This window comes from Acinetobacter sp. AKBS16, from assembly GCF_002899995.1.
Taxonomy (GTDB): Bacteria; Pseudomonadota; Gammaproteobacteria; order Pseudomonadales; family Moraxellaceae; genus Acinetobacter; species Acinetobacter baumannii.
On record NZ_POYH01000091.1, the window covers coordinates 32,669 to 52,515 of the forward strand.

General features: G+C 39.6%; 16 protein-coding genes and 1 pseudogene. 11 read left to right on the plus strand and 6 right to left on the minus strand.

Annotated elements, in window-relative coordinates:
- The 7 genes and pseudogenes from C1642_RS19785 to C1642_RS16495 all read left to right on the plus strand — a co-directional run.
- A partial coding sequence (locus C1642_RS19785) for a hypothetical protein (protein ID WP_228153963.1) occupies nucleotides 1-98 on the plus strand: 98 nt, incomplete at its 5' end.
- Nucleotides 95-614: pseudogene (gene benB / locus C1642_RS16470) on the plus strand (benzoate 1,2-dioxygenase small subunit). The gene C1642_RS19785 and the pseudogene benB, both read left to right, overlap by 4 nt.
- Nucleotides 615-666: 52 nt before the next feature.
- Nucleotides 667-1,683 carry a benzoate 1,2-dioxygenase electron transfer component BenC gene (benC, locus tag C1642_RS16475; RefSeq protein WP_103236596.1) on the plus strand — a complete coding sequence of 339 codons (1,017 nt, stop codon included), beginning with the start codon at nucleotides 667-669 and terminating at the stop codon, nucleotides 1,681-1,683.
- A gap of 21 nt (nucleotides 1,684-1,704) precedes the next feature.
- The gene (locus tag C1642_RS16480; protein ID WP_000071242.1) at nucleotides 1,705-2,490 is read left to right on the plus strand and encodes a 1,6-dihydroxycyclohexa-2,4-diene-1-carboxylate dehydrogenase; all 786 of its coding nucleotides are present in this window, start codon (nucleotides 1,705-1,707) and stop codon (nucleotides 2,488-2,490) included.
- A 57-nt stretch (nucleotides 2,491-2,547) separates the two neighbouring features.
- Nucleotides 2,548-3,741, plus strand: a complete 1,194-nt coding sequence (benE, locus tag C1642_RS16485; RefSeq protein ID WP_000212307.1) for a benzoate/H(+) symporter BenE — start codon at nucleotides 2,548-2,550, stop codon at nucleotides 3,739-3,741.
- Between the two features lie 467 nt (nucleotides 3,742-4,208).
- The gene (locus C1642_RS16490; RefSeq protein ID WP_000381280.1) at nucleotides 4,209-5,567 is read left to right on the plus strand and encodes an aromatic acid/H+ symport family MFS transporter; all 1,359 of its coding nucleotides are present in this window, start codon (nucleotides 4,209-4,211) and stop codon (nucleotides 5,565-5,567) included.
- 44 nt (nucleotides 5,568-5,611) lie between these two features.
- Nucleotides 5,612-6,874, plus strand: coding sequence for an OprD family outer membrane porin (locus tag C1642_RS16495; RefSeq protein WP_103236597.1), 1,263 nt, complete (start codon nucleotides 5,612-5,614; stop codon nucleotides 6,872-6,874).
- A 100-nt stretch (nucleotides 6,875-6,974) separates the two neighbouring features.
- Here the strand turns inward: C1642_RS16495 and C1642_RS16500 are convergent, their stop codons facing one another.
- Both C1642_RS16500 and hrpA read right to left on the minus strand, forming a co-directional pair.
- Nucleotides 6,975-8,081 carry a beta-ketoacyl-ACP synthase III gene (locus C1642_RS16500; RefSeq protein WP_103236598.1) on the minus strand — a complete coding sequence of 369 codons (1,107 nt, stop codon included), beginning with the start codon at nucleotides 8,079-8,081 and terminating at the stop codon, nucleotides 6,975-6,977.
- A gap of 94 nt (nucleotides 8,082-8,175) precedes the next feature.
- Nucleotides 8,176-12,033, minus strand: coding sequence for an ATP-dependent RNA helicase HrpA (gene hrpA, locus C1642_RS16505; RefSeq protein ID WP_103236599.1), 3,858 nt, complete (start codon nucleotides 12,031-12,033; stop codon nucleotides 8,176-8,178).
- Nucleotides 12,034-12,386: 353 nt separating this feature from the next.
- Between hrpA and ahpC the strand changes: the two genes are divergently transcribed.
- Nucleotides 12,387-12,950 (plus strand): alkyl hydroperoxide reductase subunit C, encoded by a 564-nt coding sequence (gene ahpC, locus C1642_RS16510; RefSeq protein WP_000052794.1) that lies wholly within the window; start codon nucleotides 12,387-12,389, stop codon nucleotides 12,948-12,950.
- 192 nt (nucleotides 12,951-13,142) lie between these two features.
- Nucleotides 13,143-13,358 (plus strand): KTSC domain-containing protein, encoded by a 216-nt coding sequence (locus C1642_RS16515; protein ID WP_000024050.1) that lies wholly within the window; start codon nucleotides 13,143-13,145, stop codon nucleotides 13,356-13,358.
- 63 nt (nucleotides 13,359-13,421) lie between these two features.
- On the opposite strand, the gene C1642_RS16520 is transcribed toward C1642_RS16515, so the two are convergent.
- Both C1642_RS16520 and C1642_RS16525 read right to left on the minus strand, forming a co-directional pair.
- Nucleotides 13,422-14,009 (minus strand): O-methyltransferase, encoded by a 588-nt coding sequence (locus C1642_RS16520; RefSeq protein ID WP_001133993.1) that lies wholly within the window; start codon nucleotides 14,007-14,009, stop codon nucleotides 13,422-13,424.
- 36 nt (nucleotides 14,010-14,045) lie between these two features.
- Nucleotides 14,046-14,264, minus strand: a complete 219-nt coding sequence (locus C1642_RS16525) for a DUF1653 domain-containing protein (protein WP_000058246.1) — start codon at nucleotides 14,262-14,264, stop codon at nucleotides 14,046-14,048.
- Nucleotides 14,265-14,524: 260 nt separating this feature from the next.
- Here C1642_RS16525 and ahpF point away from each other — a divergent pair, with 260 nt between their 5' ends.
- Both ahpF and C1642_RS16535 read left to right on the plus strand, forming a co-directional pair.
- Nucleotides 14,525-16,090 (plus strand): alkyl hydroperoxide reductase subunit F, encoded by a 1,566-nt coding sequence (ahpF, locus tag C1642_RS16530; RefSeq protein ID WP_025468624.1) that lies wholly within the window; start codon nucleotides 14,525-14,527, stop codon nucleotides 16,088-16,090.
- Nucleotides 16,091-16,263: 173 nt separating this feature from the next.
- Nucleotides 16,264-16,608 (plus strand): hypothetical protein, encoded by a 345-nt coding sequence (locus C1642_RS16535; protein WP_001037895.1) that lies wholly within the window; start codon nucleotides 16,264-16,266, stop codon nucleotides 16,606-16,608.
- Between the two features lie 63 nt (nucleotides 16,609-16,671).
- Here the strand turns inward: C1642_RS16535 and C1642_RS16540 are convergent, their stop codons facing one another.
- Both C1642_RS16540 and C1642_RS16545 read right to left on the minus strand, forming a co-directional pair.
- Nucleotides 16,672-17,283: a glutathione binding-like protein gene (locus tag C1642_RS16540; RefSeq protein ID WP_000781337.1), complete on the minus strand. Its 612-nt coding sequence runs from the start codon at nucleotides 17,281-17,283 to the stop codon at nucleotides 16,672-16,674.
- 207 nt (nucleotides 17,284-17,490) lie between these two features.
- A partial coding sequence (locus C1642_RS16545) for an ExeM/NucH family extracellular endonuclease (RefSeq protein ID WP_228153956.1) occupies nucleotides 17,491-19,847 on the minus strand: 2,357 nt, incomplete at its 5' end.

The following is a 19,847-nucleotide window of genomic DNA, read 5'->3' on the forward strand; positions in this document are numbered from 1 at the left end:
AAGGCCTGTATCTGGCCCAGCATCAATATTGGTTAAAAACCATGAAACACGCGATTGCTACAGAGAAAGAAATTGCTGATCAGGGAGAAACAGCATGAGTACTCAAGACAAAGCAACTTTAGAAAATATTGCTCAGTTTCTTTATCGTGAAGCTCGCTTTTTAGATGATGAACAATGGGATGACTGGCTTGAATGCTATGCGCCAGAAGCTTCTTTCTGGATGCCAGCTTGGGATGACGACGATAGATTAACTGAAGATCCGCAATCTGAAATTTCACTTATTTATTATCCAGACCGTCAAGGTTTAGAAGATCGAGTGTTCCGTATTAAAACCGAACGCTCATCTGCAACCATGCCGGACACACGCACAAGCCACAATATTGCCAACGTTGAAGTTCTCGATCGCGACGGAGACAAAGTTACTGTTCGCTTTAACTGGAATACCTTGAGTTTCCGTTACAAGACAAATTACAGCTATTTCGGTATGTCACGTTATGTGATCGATTTTTCAGGTGATCAACCAAAAATCTTGAGCAAGTATGTCGTTTTGAAAAATGACTACATCAATCAAGTCATTGATATTTATCACCTCTAAGACATACCCCCTCAGCTAAACGGACTGTTGGCTGAGGGTAAAAGTTTCAAATATTTTGTAGGATACATGCCATGTCAAACCACAATGTTGCACTTCAATTTGAAGATGGTGTTACACGTTTTATTAACGTAGCTCAAGGCGAAACCCTATCTGACGCAGCCTATCGCCAAAAAATTAATATTCCTTTGGACTGCCGTGATGGTGCATGTGGAACTTGCCGCGCATTTTGCGAGTCCGGTAGTTATGACATGCCAGAAGAAAGCTATATTGAAGATGCATTAACACCAGAAGAAGCTGAGCAAGGCTATATTCTTGCTTGCCAATGTCGTCCAACTTCAGATGCCGTATTTCAGATTCAAGCCTCATCAGATGTCTGCAAAACAGAAATTCATAGCTTCCAAGGTACTTTAGCCCGTGTTGAAAACTTATCAGACTCAACCATCACATTTGATATCCAACTTGATGAAGGACAACCGGATATTCATTTCCTTGCAGGTCAGTATGTGAATGTGTCAATTCCAGAAACTGGCGAAACACGTTCATATTCATTTAGCTCAAAACCGGGTAATCGTTTAACGGGCTTTGTGGTCCGTAACGTACCAAATGGCAAGATGAGTGAATTCTTAAGCAAGAATGCCAAGACTGGCGACAAAATGACTTTTACCGGTCCATTTGGTAGCTTCTACTTACGTAATGTAACGCGCCCAGTGTTGATGCTGGCAGGCGGTACTGGCATTGCCCCATTTATGTCGATGTTACAAGTGCTTGAAGAAAAAGGTTCAGAACAACCTGTTCGTTTAGTCTTTGGCGTAACCAATGACTTTGATTTGGTTGCTTTAGAAAAACTCAATGAGTTGCAGGCGAAATTCCCATGGTTTGAATACCGCACTGTAGTTGCAAGCTCTGAGAGCAATCATGAACGCAAAGGCTATGTCACTGGTCATATTGAAAGTGAATGGTTAAACGGTGGCGACGTCGATGTTTATCTATGTGGCCCAGTACCGATGGTAGAGGCGGTACGTAGTTGGTTAGAAACTGAAAATATTAAACCAGCAAACTTCTTGTTTGAAAAATTCTCTGCAAACTAACTTAAGGTGGAGAAATTATCTATGTCAAACCGTCAAAGATTTACCGATAAAGTTGTGATTGTTACGGGTAGTGCCCAAGGTATTGGCCGCGGCGTGGCATTGCAAGTTGCAGCTGAAGGTGGACAAGTCGTCATGGCTGACCGCTCTGAATATGTTGAAGAGGTACTCACAGAAATTCAGCGTACAGGTGGTGATGCTGTCACGGTTAATGCTGACCTAGAAACCTATGCAGGTGCACAAGCGGTTGTTACAAAAGCCATCGAACATTATGGTCGGGTAGATATCCTGATTAATAACGTAGGTGGCGCGATCTGGATGAAACCTTTTGAAGAGTTTTCCGAAGAAGAAATCATTAAGGAAGTGAATCGCTCATTGTTTCCAACTTTATGGTGCTGCCGCGCTGTGTTGCCTGCCATGATTAAGCAACAAGCGGGCGTTATTGTAAATGTATCTTCCATTGCAACCCGTGGTATTAACCGTATTCCCTACTCCGCATCTAAAGGTGGGGTAAATGCCCTAACAGCGTCTCTTGCTTTTGAACATGCTAAAGACGGGATTCGAGTCAATGCTGTTGCGACTGGTGGAACCGAAGCGCCACCTCGCAAAGTACCACGCAATGCCAACCCGTTAAGTCAAAATGAAAAAGACTGGATGCAACAAGTAGTTGATCAAACAAAAGATCGAACATTCATGGGTCGTTATGGCACAATTCAAGAACAAGTCAATGCAATTTTATTTCTTGCATCAGATGAAGCATCGTATATAACGGGATCGGTCATTCCGGTCGGAGGAGGAGATCAGGGTTAACCCTGATCTTTTTATATATTTGGATAAATAACATGAATTGCATGGAGGCAATCACACATGGCAACCCTGTTCAAGACATTAAAAAATGACTGGTCCATATCAGCAACAGTTGCGGGCTTTCTTGCAGTTTTAATTTCTTACTCAGGCCCACTGATTATTTTTTTCCAAGCTGCTCAGCGTGCCCATGTATCCACAGATATGATGGTGTCATGGATTTGGGGAATTTCAATTGGCGCTGCCGTTTCAGGTATTTATCTTTCGATTAAATATAAGACTCCTGTGATTACCGCGTGGTCTGCACCGGGTACTGCCCTGTTAGTTACCCTATTTCCAAACATCTCATTGAATGAAGCAGTAGCCGCCTATATTACTTCTGCCATCGTTATTTTCTTAATTGGCATTACAGGTTATTTCGACAAATTACTGAAGTGGATTCCACAAGATGTTGCTGCGGGCATGATGGCAGGTATTCTTTTTCAGTTTGGTATTAGCCTATTTACCGCATCTGATAGCATGCCTTTGATTGTCTTTAGTATGCTCATTGTCTTTTTAATTGCCAAACGTTTAATGCCTCGCTACACCATGATTTGGGTGTTAGCTGCCGGAGTTTTATTAAGCCTCATTTTAGGCAAAATGAATCCGGTTGATGTGAGTTTTAATTTAGCAATCCCCCAGTGGATTAGCCCGGAATGGACTTGGAACTCAACACTCAACCTCGCCGTTCCTCTTATTTTAGTCAGTCTAACCGGCCAATTTTTACCGGGTATGGCGATTATGAAACTGAGCGGTTATGACACGCCAGCCAAACCCATTATTACGGCGACCAGTATTGCCTCGTTAGCCGTTGCCTGTGTCGGTGGTATTACCATTGTACTTGCCTCGATTACCGCGGCTTTATGTATGGGTAAAGATGCACATGAACTTAAAGAAAAACGATATATTGCAGGAATCGCCAACGGAATTTTTTATATTTTAGGAGGCTTATTTGCTGGCAGTATTGTCATGCTATTTAGCTTACTTCCTAAAGAGTTGGTGGCAGCACTGGCAGGTTTAGCCTTGCTTGGTGCAATTGCTACCAATATTTCTGTTGCCATGAAAAATGATGGTCAACGTGATGCTGCACTTATTACCTTTTTAGCTAGCGCATCAGGTATGCATTTTCTTGGATTAAGCTCAGTTTTCTGGGGTATTTGTATTGGTGTAATCGCCCATTTCATTCTTACCCCACGCTCAACTCCAGCCACAAATTAAATTTTTATCTAAGTGCCCACCACTAAAATAAAGCTTCAAACGCCAAATCAGGATACAAATAATTCGCTATCCCTGATTTGGCAATTTTTATTTAATATAAATTAAATTTCATTTTTAAGATGAGTTACTAAAATAATTGACTTTAATATTTTTTATTTATTTTCACTTTAATTCCTAATATAAACTTAGCTATATTTCTAGCTGTGATTCTCAGCAATAAAATCTATAAAAAGATATCTATAAAATCCTTAAAATTCTCACAATACAATATTTAACCCTATTTAAAACATAACAGAAGCAACAACTAAAATTATTAAAATAAACCATATTTTTCAATCTATTAACTAAATAAAAAGACAATACCTTAAAGACATAAAGATATATCAATTAGGTTTTTGACTCTATTCCAATAACAAAATAGTTTATTAAAAAATAACGCGATGCTTCACAAATTGGAGGTGAAGAAAATGGACACAAGCAAGGTTAATATTAATGAGTTAATTGATAAAGCCCATTTTACATCTTTTCATTGGAAAGTTTTAATCTGGTGCTTACTTATTATTATTTTTGATGGATATGATTTAGTTATTTATGGGGTTGCTCTTCCTCTGTTAATGCAGCAATGGTCGTTAACTGCTGTTGAAGCTGGTTTACTCGCCAGTGCCGCTCTATTCGGCATGATGTTTGGTGCCATGATTTTCGGCACGCTTTCAGACAAACTGGGACGCAAAAAAACCATCCTGATTTGTGTCACCTTATTTAGCGGATTTACCTTTATAGGTGCCTTTGCCAAAGGACCAACAGAGTTTGCTATTTTGCGCTTTATTGCAGGTCTTGGGATTGGTGGCGTTATGCCAAACGTTGTAGCACTTATGACCGAATACGCACCCAAAAAAATCCGCAGTACATTGGTTGCAATTATGTTTAGTGGCTATGCAATTGGTGGCATGACATCTGCGCTACTCGGTGCATGGCTCGTAAAAGATATGGGCTGGCAAATCATGTTTTTAATTGCGGGTATTCCCCTGTTGCTGCTCCCGCTCATTTGGAAGTTTTTACCAGAGTCTCTCGCCTTTTTAGTGAAATCTAACCATAGCGAACAGGCAAAAAGTATTGTGAGTAAAATTGCACCTCAAACTCAAGTCAATGCCAATACTCAACTGGTGTTAAATGAAAGTACAACAACAGATGCACCTGTCCGTGCGCTTTTCCAACAAGGCCGTACCTTCAGCACGTTTATGTTCTGGATTGCTTTCTTTATGTGCTTACTCATGGTGTATGCCTTAGGAAGCTGGTTGCCTAAACTCATGCTGCAAGCGGGCTATTCGTTAGGTGCGAGCATGTTGTTCCTCTTTGCACTTAATATTGGCGGCATGGTCGGTGCAATTGGTGGCGGTGCTTTAGCAGACAGATTTCATTTAAAACCTGTCATTACCATTATGTTTATTGTGGGATCAGCAGCTTTAATTCTGCTTGGCATTAATAGTCCACAATTTATTTTATATAGCCTGATTGCGATTGCTGGTGCTGCCACAATTGGTTCACAAATCTTACTCTACACTTTTGTTGCGCAGTTCTATCCGACAGCACTTCGTTCAACTGGCATGGGCTGGGCATCGGGAATTGGCCGTATTGGCGCGATTATTGGACCAGTTTTAACAGGTGCTTTACTTTCATTTGAACTTCCTCACCAAATGAATTTCTTGGCGATTGCAATTCCGGGTGTGATTGCTGCACTTGCAATATTTATGGTCAATCTAAAAGCCTCTGTTGCTGCACAAACGCCATCAACTTTTAACCCTCAAAACACGCTTACCCAGCAGTAAACATAAATGCGCCGAGGACTGGCGCATCTTTTTGGAAATGGATTATGGAATTATTACACCGTTTTAAACCATGTAATTTAGCAATAACTACATTATTCGGTTTATTAACTAGCTCAAGTTTATGGGCAGCAGACACCACTCAACAAAGCAAAGATGAATGGAAGTTCACGCTAAAAAATGCCTATATCAATCGTGATTTTGATAATGACGCCCTTAAAGATACCGGTAGTTGGTCTCAGGCAGCCTCATTATTTTATAAATCGAAAATGCATGACACCCCTCTGCAAATTGCAGACAAGCCAATTACGATTGGTGCCGATGCTTCTGTTCAATACGCCGTGCGCTTGAGTTCAGACAAACATGTTGCGGACACGGTCTTACCTTTTAATAAGGAAACGCAATCTCAAGCATCTGACTTTTTAAAATACGGCGCAACTTTAAAACTAGGCTACGACAAAACCCTTTTAAGTGTCGGTGAACTCTGGTTAGACTTACCAGTAACGGCTGTGGATGCCAGCCGACAATTGCTTGCCTCTTATTGGGGAACCAACCTTAAGTCGCAACTTTCAGATCAGCTTTATGCAGAAATTGGTCGGGTTGAAAAAGTATCACCACGAAATGAAGAAGATTTTAAAAAGTTTTCGTTCACGGCAAATGGAATGACCAAAGAATCTGATGGTTTAAATTACATAGATCTGCGCTATCAATTCACACCGTCGCTAAAGGGTGAATATTACTTTGGTAATTTAGAAGATCTCTACAATAAACACTATGTAGGGCTTGAGCATAATTGGAAACAACCTAATTTTGCGCTTACATCTAAGTTTAAATACTTCAATGCAAAAGATGATGGCAATACTTTTGATATTGATGCGCAAAATATTGGGGTGCTAGAAACACTTAAAGTAAAAAACCACACATTTGGGTTTGGATACCAACAAATTATGGGTGAATCGGCTTATCCATTACCGGATGGTTTTTTACCAGAAACCTATTTCATTAACTGGAATGCTACAGGTTTCTTTAAAGAAGATGAGAAGTCTTATCATGTGATGTACGGCTACGATTTTAAGGACTATGTGCCTGGCCTAAATGCAATGGTAAAATATGTTTACGGTCATGACTTTAAAGCAGCAAATGGCGAGAAAAACCACGAAACCGAGTCGAATGTGATTTTAAACTATACGTTTCAACAGCCTTTCTTAAAAGGCTTTGCCCTGCAATATATTCGAATTGATTACAACGTAAAACATGGCAATGACTTTGGTGAAGATCGCTTGTTTGTAAACTACACTAAAAAGTTTTAATCATTTTTGATTCAAATGAAGCGGGCTAATTTTGGCTCGCTTTATTATTTTTGTGCCATAAAAAAACGCTCTTACGAGCGTTTTTAATTAATCTAGTAACTTAAGCAACATGCTTTTGTACAACAATCGAACCTACTGAATAGCCAGCGCCAAAAGATGAAATCACGCCATATTCAGCATCATCTACTTCGTGGCCTGTACGGTGTAAAGCAATAATTACACCTGCTGAAGAGGTATTGGCAAACTCATCTAGAATAATTGGTGCACGGCTTAGATCTGCATCTTTACCTGCCACATATTTCAAGATTAATTCATTCATGTTGGCATTGGCTTGGTGTAACCAGAAACGCTTAATATCGTTTGCAGTTAACTGCATTTTTTCCAACTGCGCATTAATGATTTTTGCCACCAACGGACAAACATCTTTAAATACTTTGCGGCCATCTTGACGGAATAACTTGTCATCAACCACTGCATCTTCGCTACGGTTTAAGAAACCGAAGTTATTACGAATGTTATTTGAAAATTGGGTAAATAAATGAATATCTAAAATTTCAAAACCAGTTTTAGTAGTGGTTTCTTCAATAATAGAAGCGGTCGCCACATCTCCAAAAATGAAGTGACAATCACGGTTACGGTAGTCTAGGTGACCAGATGTAATCTCAACATTCACTAATAAAACACGGCGAGCACCTGAACGAATTGCATCTGCCGCTTGTTTCAAACCAAAAGTGGCAGCTGAACATGCCACGTTCATGTCGTAAGCATAACCTTGAATACCAAGTGCTGACTGGATTTCAATTGCCACAGCCGGATAAGCACGCTGCATGTTTGAACAAGCCAAAATCACAACATCGATATCTTCAGCAGTTACACCTGCATTTTCCATTGCCTGTTTTGCAGCAATAACGCCCCACTCTGCTTGAATTGAAAGTTCATCATTTGAACGTTCAGACAAACGCGGACGTAAACGTGTTGGATCAAGAATACCTGATTTCTCAATCACGTAACGACGCTTAATACCAGAAGCTTTTTCAATAAATTCAGCACTTGAACCACGTAATTCTTCTAGTTCGCCTGCTGCAATTTTCTCTGCATTCTCTTGGTTATATTGTTCCACATAAGCATTTAAACTGTCGGCCAGTTCTTCATTAGAAATGATTTCTGTTGGGTGAAATAGCCCAGTACCTGTGATACGAATGCCCATGTAAAACTCCTAAAAAAATGAATAGGGTCTGTTAATCTTTCATTTATAAATTGCGTTGCCAGCTAAAAACAACATAAACAGACCCCGATCTATTTTAACTGATTCCCAAACGATCCCATAACTTTTGTAGTCGAGTTGGCGAAATAGGCATCTTGGTTTTCATCGGCTGAGAAAATAAAGAAATCCGTAATTCTTCCAGCATCAAATACAATTCTTTGATTCTTGGATCATTTTTGAACTTAAATACCTTGTCCATCCATGGATCGACATCGTCAATAGCAGCATGATCTCGCTGTAGATTATTTGGCAATCGATCTAAACGCAATAGCAGCGCTTTTAAATAACGTGGATATTCCTGCCAAAGATCAACTGGCTGACAATAGACAAAATTGCCAAGTGACATTAAATCGAGTTGATCTTCAATATCATCAATACTGCGCCCAAACACGTTTGGATCAAGTACTAAAAGTTGACGACGGATTTGTTGCCACTGAATATAAATATCACTTAATTGCTCAAGTGCTTGCTGCCCATAGCTCAAAAATTGTTTTTTAACTTGTTCAAGCAATTGATTAAATTCATCAGCATTGATTGGCAAAGTCGTAATTGCCATTTGTAAAGTCGCGTATACCAGCATTTGCTCAAGTTTAGCTTTATCGCCTAAAGGTGAATAAGCCAACGCAAGCGGTTTTGAAATCTGCTTTTTCAACTGACGAACCAAATCGCCAAGTTGCATATGGACCAGACGAATAATACCTTCTCGATGCTGTTTAATCGCCTCTGCCTGATCGTTAAATGTTTGTATAACCACGCCGGACTCATCTTTCGCCTCAAGTTCGGCAAAAGTTTTAGTTGGCACTAAAGCTTGATATTGTTTAACAACAACACCTGTCACCTTCTGTGAAGCTTCAAAGGTAAAGTTTTCAGGGAAGGTTTTAAATTCACCTTTTTGCTGTTTCACCGGACGATGCGTTTCTACGCGACAACGAGCCTTCAACTCAGCCAAGTCACGGCCTTTGGCGATCAATTTACCTTTTTCATCAATCACCTTAATAAAAGGCACCAAATACGGATCTATGCGTTCAAATGAAAAATCTTTTTCCGTAATCTGCTCACCACGTAAAGCAAACGCCAGATAGCTAAAGATATGTTGTCGCAAATGTACAGCATCAATACCTTGCATGAGCTTACGCGCCGTATCTGGAATCGGTACGAGGTTACGACGTTTATCTTTTGGTAAGGCTTTCAATAATGCTTCAATGAGATCTAAACGCCAGCCTGGAATCCCCCACGACCAAATATTTTCATCTACCTGAGGCAATGCCTGTACCGGAATTTGGACCGTTGCGCCATCTTCATCATGGCTTGGGTCAAAACGATAAGTAGTTGCCAAGCGTAACTGACCATTATGTAAATGATCAGGGAATTGCTGCGTGGTCGGACGGTCATTGAGCCAAAGCGCATCATCTTCTACATATAAATAACGCGGATTTTTTGCTTCTACAGTTGCACGCCAGTCTTCAAAACTACGACGACTCGCAATTTCTTCAGGAATTTTCGACGCATAGAACTGATAAATTGTTTCTTCATCGACCACCAAATCGCGGCGACGTAATTTATCTTCAACTCGCTCTACTTCTTCAAGTTTAAGCAAGTTGTGTTTTAAAAATGGTGGAACTGTCCCCAGATTTCCTGTGGTTAATGCATCACGTAAGAAAATCTCATGTGCAGCAGGTTGATCAACTTTTTCAAAATTAACCAAACGCTTCGGTTCAATAATTAAACCAAACAATGAAATTTGTGCATAAGCATTTACAATACCAGCTTTTTTAGACCAATGCGGCTCGAAATAGTGATATTTCAATAAGTCGCGTGCAGCAAGCAAAATCCATTCAGGATCAATTTTTGCTAATGTACGTAAATAGACCTGAGAGGTTTCCACCATCTCAAAAGCCATCACCCACGCAGTATTGGTTTTATGCAATGTACTGGCCGGAAAAACTTTAGCCTTTTGCTGACGCACTGCCATAAAGGTATTCCGTTCATCAGTTTTATTGGCAATAAAAGACAATAAACCGGTCAGCAAAGCACGGTGCAAGTTTTCATAATTTGCAGGCTTTTCATTAAAACTAAGTTTTAAACCTTCGGCCAGCTCAACTAACTGCTGGTGTGTCTGTTTCCATTCCCGTAACCGTAACCAGCTTAAGAAATGCTGCTTAGCAAATTGACGACGCTTGTTTTCCGACATTCCTGCTTCACCTTTAGGATTTAAAGTATCCCAAAGTTTTAAATAAAACAGAAAATCTGAATCTGCCTCTTTGAATAGTGCATGCTTTTGATCAGCTTGCATTTGTTTATCTGCTGGACGTTCACGCGGGTCTTGAACTGCAAGTGCACTCACCACCACCAAAATTTCTTTGAGTACACCAAAATGAGCCCCACCCACAATCATACGTGCGAGTCTTGGATCAATCGGCATACGTGCCATCATTTGGCCGACTTTGGTCAGTTCATTTTTCTTCTCGTTAAGTGCGCCTAACTCAATGAGTAGCTTACGACCATCATTGACTAGACGGAAATCTGGCGGCTCAATGAAATCAAAGTTTTCCAGCTCACCTAAACCTAAGCTCTGCATTTGCAGAATAACCGATGCCAAGTTGGTTCGCTTAATTTCAGGTTCGGTAAACTCAGGACGACTTAAAAAGTCTTCTTCGCTATATAAACGAATACACACACCTGGAGCAACACGACCACAACGCCCTTTACGTTGATTTGCTGCAGCTTGTGAAATTGCCTCAATCGGTAAGCGTTGTACGCGTGAACGGTAGTTATAACGAGATATACGTGCAAAGCCGCTATCAATCACATAGCGAATATTAGGAACAGTCAGTGCAGTTTCTGCAACGTTCGTCGCAATAATAATACGGCGACCCTTTCCACTTGGGCTAAAAATCTTTTGTTGCTCAGAAACGGCTAAACGCGCATACAAAGGTAAAATTTCGGTATGTCTCGGCCCGTACTTTTGTAAGGTTTCCTGCAATTCTCGAATTTCTTGCTCTGTGCTTGAGAAAATCAGAATATCAGCATGTTCTGGATGGCCTTTTTCCTCGGCATCAGCAAAGCATTCTTCTACAGCTTGTACGACTGCACGCGGCAGGTTTTCTTCAAAGTCGTCGAATTCATCGTCATCACTACCACCAATATTCATTTCTGAAATTGGGCGATAACGCACTTCAACCGGATAACTACGCCCTTCTACTTCAAAAATTGGTGCATTATTAAAGTAGTTACTAAAACGATTTACATCTAAAGTTGCCGAAGTCACGATGACTTTTAAATCTGGGCGTTTTGGCAATAACTGCTTTAAATAGCCCATAATAAAATCGATATTGAGTGAGCGCTCATGCGCCTCATCAATAATGATGGTGTCATATTTAGACAAGAAGCGGTCATTACCTAACTCGGCAAGCAAAATACCGTCGGTCATTAAACGGACAATCGAATCTTGCGAACCTTGTTCATTAAAACGGATTTTAAAACCAATTGACTCGCCGAGCTTTTCGCCGACTTCTTCTGCAATACGCTGCGACACACTACGTGCAGCTAAACGGCGTGGCTGGGTGTGACCAATCATACCAGTCAAGCCACGCCCTGCTAACATTGCAATTTGAGGGAGCTGAGTAGTTTTCCCTGAGCCTGTTTCACCAGCCACAATAATGACCTGATGCTTTTGAATCGCTTCAATTAAACGGTCAGCATATTGGGTTACAGGAAGGTCCTGATTTAATGTGATTTTTGGTAAGCGTTCAAAACGTTGTCTAACTTTTGCATTAGACTGTTCAAATAATTTTTCAATCTCTGCAGTATTGGCTTTTTTATCTTTACGTAAACGATTTAAACGGTAACGATCTCTCGCCATCACCCATTGATCTATATTTAAACCATTCAGCACAGATAAATTTTCCTGAAAATTCAACAATCCTCTATTTTACGCCTTAATGACCATAAGGTAAAACAATTGGTTTTTTATATATTTTTAATTTTTTTTACATTTCACCCTTGAATTTTTAGTAGGTAAGCTTCATGTTGTTAGGCAAGTTTCTTTTACTATAACTGTCATTTGATTTACATGTTTTTGCAGTCAAATCGAATACAGTATTTGGGGACTTAAAAATCGAAAATTTCATACTTATTCAATTTTCCGATTTTAGTCATGTAAAAATACTATTTCCCCAATAAAGAATTTTTATTTATTCTACATCTCGTAAACAAGTTTAAATATAAACCTCAATCATGGAGACAATGATGAGCTTGATTAATACTGAAGTTAAACCTTTCCAAGCAACTGCTTACCACAACGGCCAATTCATCGAAGTGAACGAAACTAACCTTAAAGGTAAGTGGTCTGTTGTATTCTTCTATCCTGCTGACTTCACTTTCGTATGTCCTACTGAGCTTGAAGACTTAGCTGATAACTACGCTGAATTCCAAAAATTAGGCGTGGAAATCTACGGTGTTTCTACTGACACTCACTTCACTCACAAAGCTTGGCACGACACTTCAGACGCGATCAAGAAAATCCAATACCCATTAATCGGCGATCCAACTTGGACTCTTTCTAAAAACTTTGACGTTTTAATCGAGTCTGAAGGTTTAGCTGACCGTGGTACTTTCGTTATCGATCCAGAAGGTAAAATCCAAATCGTTGAAATCAACGCTGGCGGTATCGGTCGTGACGCATCTGAACTTCTTCGTAAAGTAAAAGCTGCTCAATACGTACATTCTCACCCAGGTGAAGTTTGCCCAGCTAAATGGAAAGAAGGCGAAGCAACTCTTGCTCCATCTATCGACCTAGTTGGTAAAATCTAATCTCTCTTAGATTTTAAAAACCTAAAGAACCATCCTTTATCGGATGGTTCTTTTGTTTTGAATAAGCACATCACATTTTCTACTGATACTTTTACAATTCTGCCCTTCCCCGTTACCTAAACATTGAGTAATGTCAAATAAACAACTGGTTAATTTTTGAGTACGTTTGATATGAAATAAAGGGGTGCATTTATGGCGAATACAGCGGTCGTCACTTCATGGAAATACAATGCGACATCGCGTCATTTAAAAATCTTTTATAGCGATGGCTCAGGAGATCTTTATCATCCTGTTCCTGAGTTTGTTTATGACAACTTATTACGTTCAACCGATAAAGCCGCCTTTGTACACAAATACTTAGAATTTAATTTGCACTTTACTCGACTCTCTTTGGTGATTGCCTCATAAAATTATAAAAAAGGCCTGTTCAAAACAGGCCCCACTGGAATATGAAAAATTATTTCAGCATAACTATTTTGTGACCACTAAACACAAACCTGCGCCGACAGGCAAAATGCTGCTCATATAATCCGGATCTTTTTTAATTAAAGCTATAAATCGATTTACTTCTGCCGCATGAGATATCACATTATCGACAACTAAAACCCCACCTTTAGGCTTCATTAGACGTTTTAAATCTGGCCAATAATTTTCATATGCATCACGTTCAGCATCTAACAAAATAAAATCAAATTTTTCCTGAGCTGCTTTTAAGTAATCGGCTGCATCTCCTACCCAAAATTGAACAATTTCACTGAGCTCTAACTCAGCTACATGACGTTTTGCCTCTGCACTTCGCTTTGCATCAATTTCAACTGTAATGACTTGCCCACCAGTCGCTTGGGCAGCTTCGGCAAGCCACAAAGTTGAATATCCTGTTGAAGTGCCAATTTCCAAAATAGACTTGGCTTGCTGCATACGAATAAGCTGGGAAATTAACTGGGCAGATTCTACTTCTATATTACGATATCGTTGTAAACGATCGGATTGCTGTGAGTCATGCTGTTTAAAGGTGTCATATAAATCAGCAACTCTTTGTAAGAAAATAGTATTTGGCATCTATTTTACTCCTTCTTTATATGACAGCCGTTTTATTTAAGTACTTTGTATTAATTTAAAACGCGGTACGACGCTACCATCACTCATTTGCACGGTTTCAGTAAACATATCAAGTGGTCGAACCCAAGTTGAATAATCACCATATAAACATTGATAAACGACCAATTCCTCTTCAGTTTCACTGTGTTTTGCTACAGAAAAAACTTGATAGAGATTACCTTTATAATGCTGATAAATGCCGCGTTGCAATGACATGAAAGTACCTTTTAATGTTATGACATAAAATCTTTACAGCCATATAACATATATAAATTTTCAAACACTTTCACTTTAAAATACTGCAAAACTAAAAATGAAATTAAGATGCACTTTTGCACTTTCTTAACTTACGCGTTGTTGCAAACCAACATTCAAAAAAACGATTAAATTCATAAAAACATACTGTTTTACCTATTCATTGTTTTAACGTACTATGCATCTATTGAAAGAATTTGGATGCATTGGAGTAAAAACAGATGTTAGATCAAAACATTAAAACTCAATTAAAAGCTTACCTAGAACGTTTAGAAAGTCCAATCGAATTAGTTGCTGCTTTAGATGAATCAGAAAAAGCTGCTCAAATTAAAGAATTAGTAACTGAAATCGCTGAGCTTTCTGACAAGGTAACAGCCCGTTTTGACGGTAACAATACACGTCGTCCAAGCTTTGGTGTGGCTAAAGCAGGTGAACAGCCTCGTGTGTTCTTCGCAGGCTTACCAATGGGCCATGAGTTTACGTCTTTGATCTTGGCTCTGTTACAAGTGTCTGGCTATGCACCTAAAGTATCGGATGAAGTTTTAAATCAGATTAAAGGTTTAAACCTCAAAGCTAACTTTGATGTATTTGTATCATTAAGCTGTCATAACTGTCCGGATGTAGTACAGGCGCTTAACCTGATTGCCATTTATAACCCGAACACCACAGCAACCATGATTGATGGTGCATTCTTCCAAGACGAAGTGGAACAACGCAAAATCATGGCTGTACCGATGGTATTCCAGGACAATGAACACATTGGTCAAGGTCGTATGACCCTTGAAGAGATTGTGGCAAAACTTGATACCAACTCAGCTGAAAAAGACGCAGCAGCACTCAATGCCAAAGATGCGTTTGATGTATTGGTGATTGGTGGTGGACCTGCGGGTGCAACAGCTGCAATCTATGCAGCACGTAAAGGCATTAACACAGGTATCGTGGCTGAACGCTTTGGTGGTCAGGTCATGGATACCATGGACATTGAAAACTTCACTTCTGTGCAAAAGACTCAAGGTCCTAAGTTTGCTGCCGAGATGGAAGCACATGTTCGTGAATACGATGTGGATATCATGAACCTGCAACGTGTCAGCAAAATCACGGGTGCAGACCAAACAGCAAATGGCTTGGTTGAAGTTGAACTTGAAAACGGTGCAAAACTTGAATCGAAAACTGTGATCCTTTCAACAGGGGCACGTTGGAGAGAGATGAATGTACCGGGTGAAGCTGAATACCGTACCCGTGGTGTAGCGTACTGTCCACACTGTGATGGTCCATTGTTCAAAGGCAAACGTGTTGCCGTGATTGGTGGTGGTAACTCAGGTGTAGAAGCTGCAATTGACCTTGCAGGTATTGTTGAGCATGTAACTCTGGTTGAGTTTGACACTAAACTTCGTGCTGACCAAGTCTTGCAAAACAAGTTAAACAGCTTGCCAAACACCACTGTGATTATGAATGCATTAAGCACAGAAGTATTGGGTGACGGTTCACAAGTAACCGGTCTTAAATATAAAGACCGTGCAACTGATGAAGAGCATGTGGTAGAGCTTGCAGGGATCTTTGTACAGATTGGTTTACTTCCAAACACTGACTTCTTAAAAGACAGTGAAGTTGAGCTAACCAACCGTGGCGAGATCATTGTGAATGACCGCAACGAAACCAATGTAAAAGGTGTATTTGCTGCAGGTGACTGTACCACTGTACCGTACAAGCAGATCATTATTGCTACAGGTGAAGGCGCTAAAGCATCACTCTCTGCGTTTGATTACATCATTCGTTCTGGGCAGTAAAACTGGTCAAATCACTATCATTTAATTCAAGCCTAGCATTACAAAATGCTAGGCTTTTTTAATACGAGAGTTACAACTTTTTAACAATTTTTGATCTTTATTAATCAGTTACTTTATGTTTATATTTTAGACATCCATAATTTTGGATGCCATGAATTAGAAGGAAAAACACAATGAATAAATTACTTGTTGCTTTAGGTCTTGCTGCGACTGTTGCCCTTGTTGGTTGTAATAAAGATAAAGCTCCAGAAACTGGTGCTACTACAGGTGAACACTTAGAAAATGCTGCTCAACAAGCAACAGCAGATATCAAATCTGCTGGTGATCAAGCTGCGAGCGATATTGCAACTGCAACAGACAACGCTTCAGCTAAAATTGATGCTGCTGCTGACCACGCTGCTGATGCGACTGCTAAAGCTGCAGCTGAAACAGAAGCTACTGCACGTAAAGCGACTGCTGATACAGCTCAAGCTGTTGAAAATGCAGCTGCTGATGTGAAAAAAGATGCTCAACACTAATTCGCTTTAGCATTAAAAAAGCCCCTATTGCTTAGGGGCTTTTTTAATGCTTTTGAAAATTGCTTATGAAATTAAACCTTCATCACGCATTGCAATTTGTACTGACTGACGTTCTGCAACTTTATTACGTAAGGCAATAATATGTTTATATGGCGTTAAATCATGCTCAATTGAGTTTGACCAATTTGTTAAAACAAATAAATACGCATCTGCTGGACCAAAATTATCATTTACCAAATAGTCATAATCCGACTCAGCCAAATAATTATCGATATATTTTAAAAGACGGTCAATTTCAGCATAAGCTTTGGTTTTTTCATCATTTGTTAACGCTGCCCCAAAAAATACCGCGTATGCATCATGCAATTCAGAATTTAAATAGCCCAACCATTCTAATACTTTCGCACGGCCCAAGCCCGAAGGAGGAATCAAATCTTGTTTAGGGTCGTGCTGAGCAAGGAAAGGTAAAATCGCTACGTTTTCAGTTAAAATTAATCCCGGATTAATTTCTAAAGCTGGTACATATCCCTTTGGGTTAATTTCATAATAATCTGCACCTTTTTCTGTTTTATGTGTTTTTAAATTTACTCGTTCTAAATCAAAATCAACATTAATTTCATTTAAAATAATATGTGCAGCTAAAGAACATGCGCCTGGCGAATAATATAATTTCATATCTGATCCTTGTTATCTCACATTAACGTTTTAAATTGGTTCTAAAAAACCTGCAAGGTTTGTACAATTCCTTAATTGTAAAAAAGCGTAAATTTATAAATTACTTACACTACCTAATATTCTTGAAAAAGTTTTCCCTTGCAAGTTGTCTTGCGTGACGATTGTTTAAAATATGATAAAACACATTCACATCACGCATTTTTACCGTTAACTACGTTTAAAAAGCTGACTAATCCATTCCATTAATTGAGATAAGAAATCGAAAATTGGACTTTTCTGGTTATCATTTGGCTGATTCGAGTCTTTGCCATTTAAATCTAGATCGACAATCACAGGATCATGGTCCGAAGAACGATAGGCATCTTCGCCATAGAACAAAGCTTTTTGTTCATCAGTTTTATATTCTTCGTTGTAATCTAGAACAGTCGGTTCGTCAGCATTAATATGCCAAGCAAAAGTACGAACTACTTTTGGATATAAATCTGCATCAGCAATAGCATGGTCTAAGTTACCCGCTCCACCATTACCATTTGCATCACTTGCCACACCAAAAACATAACTGTACGCCTGAGCGCCTTGCCCAACTTTAGCGTCATTGAGTAAGACTTTATAATTGGCTTTTTCAAATGCCAAAATCGGCGCCTCTTTTGCATAACTGTTCATGTCTCCAACGAGTAAAGCATTTTGCTTAGGCACTTGCGTCGGATTTTTTGATAGCCACTGCACAATTTGATCGACTGCTTTTACACGGGTTGGATTCCAGCATCCCTGACCATCATTTTGATCTGCATCAGAAGAGTTGGCATCTACTCCACTACATCCTTTTGATTTCAAATGGTTTGGAATAACGGTAAATGTTTTATTACCACGAACAGCTTGGAAAGTTTGAGCTAAGGTCGTTCTGTTTTTATCCCCTAAATCAAGCACAACAGCTTTATTTAAAGGCTTCACACGCTTGCTGTTATAAATAATCGCAACAGCAATAACATCGCTACCTAAACGGTCCAGATTTTCAGGAATAACATATTTCCAGTCTGGACCTAGTGCACTCGTTAAATGAGCAATCGCGCTGTTTGAGCCATAGCCATTGTTGGCAATTTCCATTAAACCGTAAACGTCAGCATCAATCGATTTGAGTGCACTCACAATTTTACGGTGCTGTTTATCAAACTCTGCTTGTGTGTTTGCACCACGCTCTGTTGGGAAACCTGTTGCACCATTGTCATAGTTCAAGACGTTAAATGAAGCTACACGAATATGATTGGCATTTTTCGCAATAATATTTTGACGCGGGTTGGTTTGAGCAATAACTTCTGGTTGCGTACGTCCAAGCACTGGTTGTACACGCCAACCGTTAAAACGATATTCTAAAATCCCTTCGACATTTTTAAGCTGATAGCCTGAACGCAATGTATTGGCAGCACTAAAATTTGTAGGTAACCATGGCGTACGATTTTGATTGTTATAACCATCATCAAAAATAATTTTAGATAATAAATTTTTCTGAGCTAGAGCTTTAGCTTCAGGAGATAGCGCTGGATATAAATTGGTTGGAATATATAAGCGACCTAAACTTAAAGATAGTTCACCATAACGACCATAATTATAATTCTCACTCACCGTTAAAGTCTGAGGCAATTTCACCAACATGCCTTGATAACGCTGCGGAGAATGGGTTGAACCGGCTGTTAAGCTCGAAAATGGTAATTCAAGGCTAACGGGCTGAACCTGATTTGCCATATTGCTATTACAGGTTTGAATATCTTGTTGTAATTGGTCAATCTGTAGCTGATTTTGATAGCTCGTTAAACGACCACGTAAAATAACCTCATCACCAATTTGTCCACCTTTTACAGTACTACTATTCGGAATATAAACAAAAATAGCATTGCTCACATTTGCACGTGCTTTCGTATCAGGTGTTTGAACATAAAAACCTGAGAAACCATTTGCATAACGGTAGTCGGCAGTAATTACTCCACGCACGGTATAAGTCTGGTTTTGTGCTGATGTTGCTAAATCGGCAATTGGTGTATCTGAGCTTGAACAGCTGACCGTTTCAATAGGAGGCTGAGTAGTAGTACCTGATAGATTTGTAAAATCATTTCGGTTTGCCCATGCTGTCCATGAATGGTCCAAATCAAATGCCGCTGTCGGATCAATACTCAAAGCTGGATTTTCAGTTTCAATACGTTTAAAGCTATTTCCCAAGCTTGAAACAGCAGTTCCCCATCCTGCCTCAGGTCGTTCCCCAATACGGCCAAAACGATCTACAGGTGTGCCTTTATAAACAAGCACAACTGCATCATCCCCATTAAAAGACAATGCAGCCACTTGATTTACTTTATTGCCAAGTTCTGTCTGTAACTCTGAACGCCCCACCAAAAATTTTTGTTTACTTGCAAGTGTACCTTGTAAACGGAAAGTGGCTGTTTTCGCAGTCCCACCATTATTAAATTGTTGAATTTCATAATCAGCCAAGTTAACAGTAGTACCATCCGGGTTATAAATTTCTAACCCTTTTTTATTACTGCTACCATCAACATACTGGCTAAACATGAGCT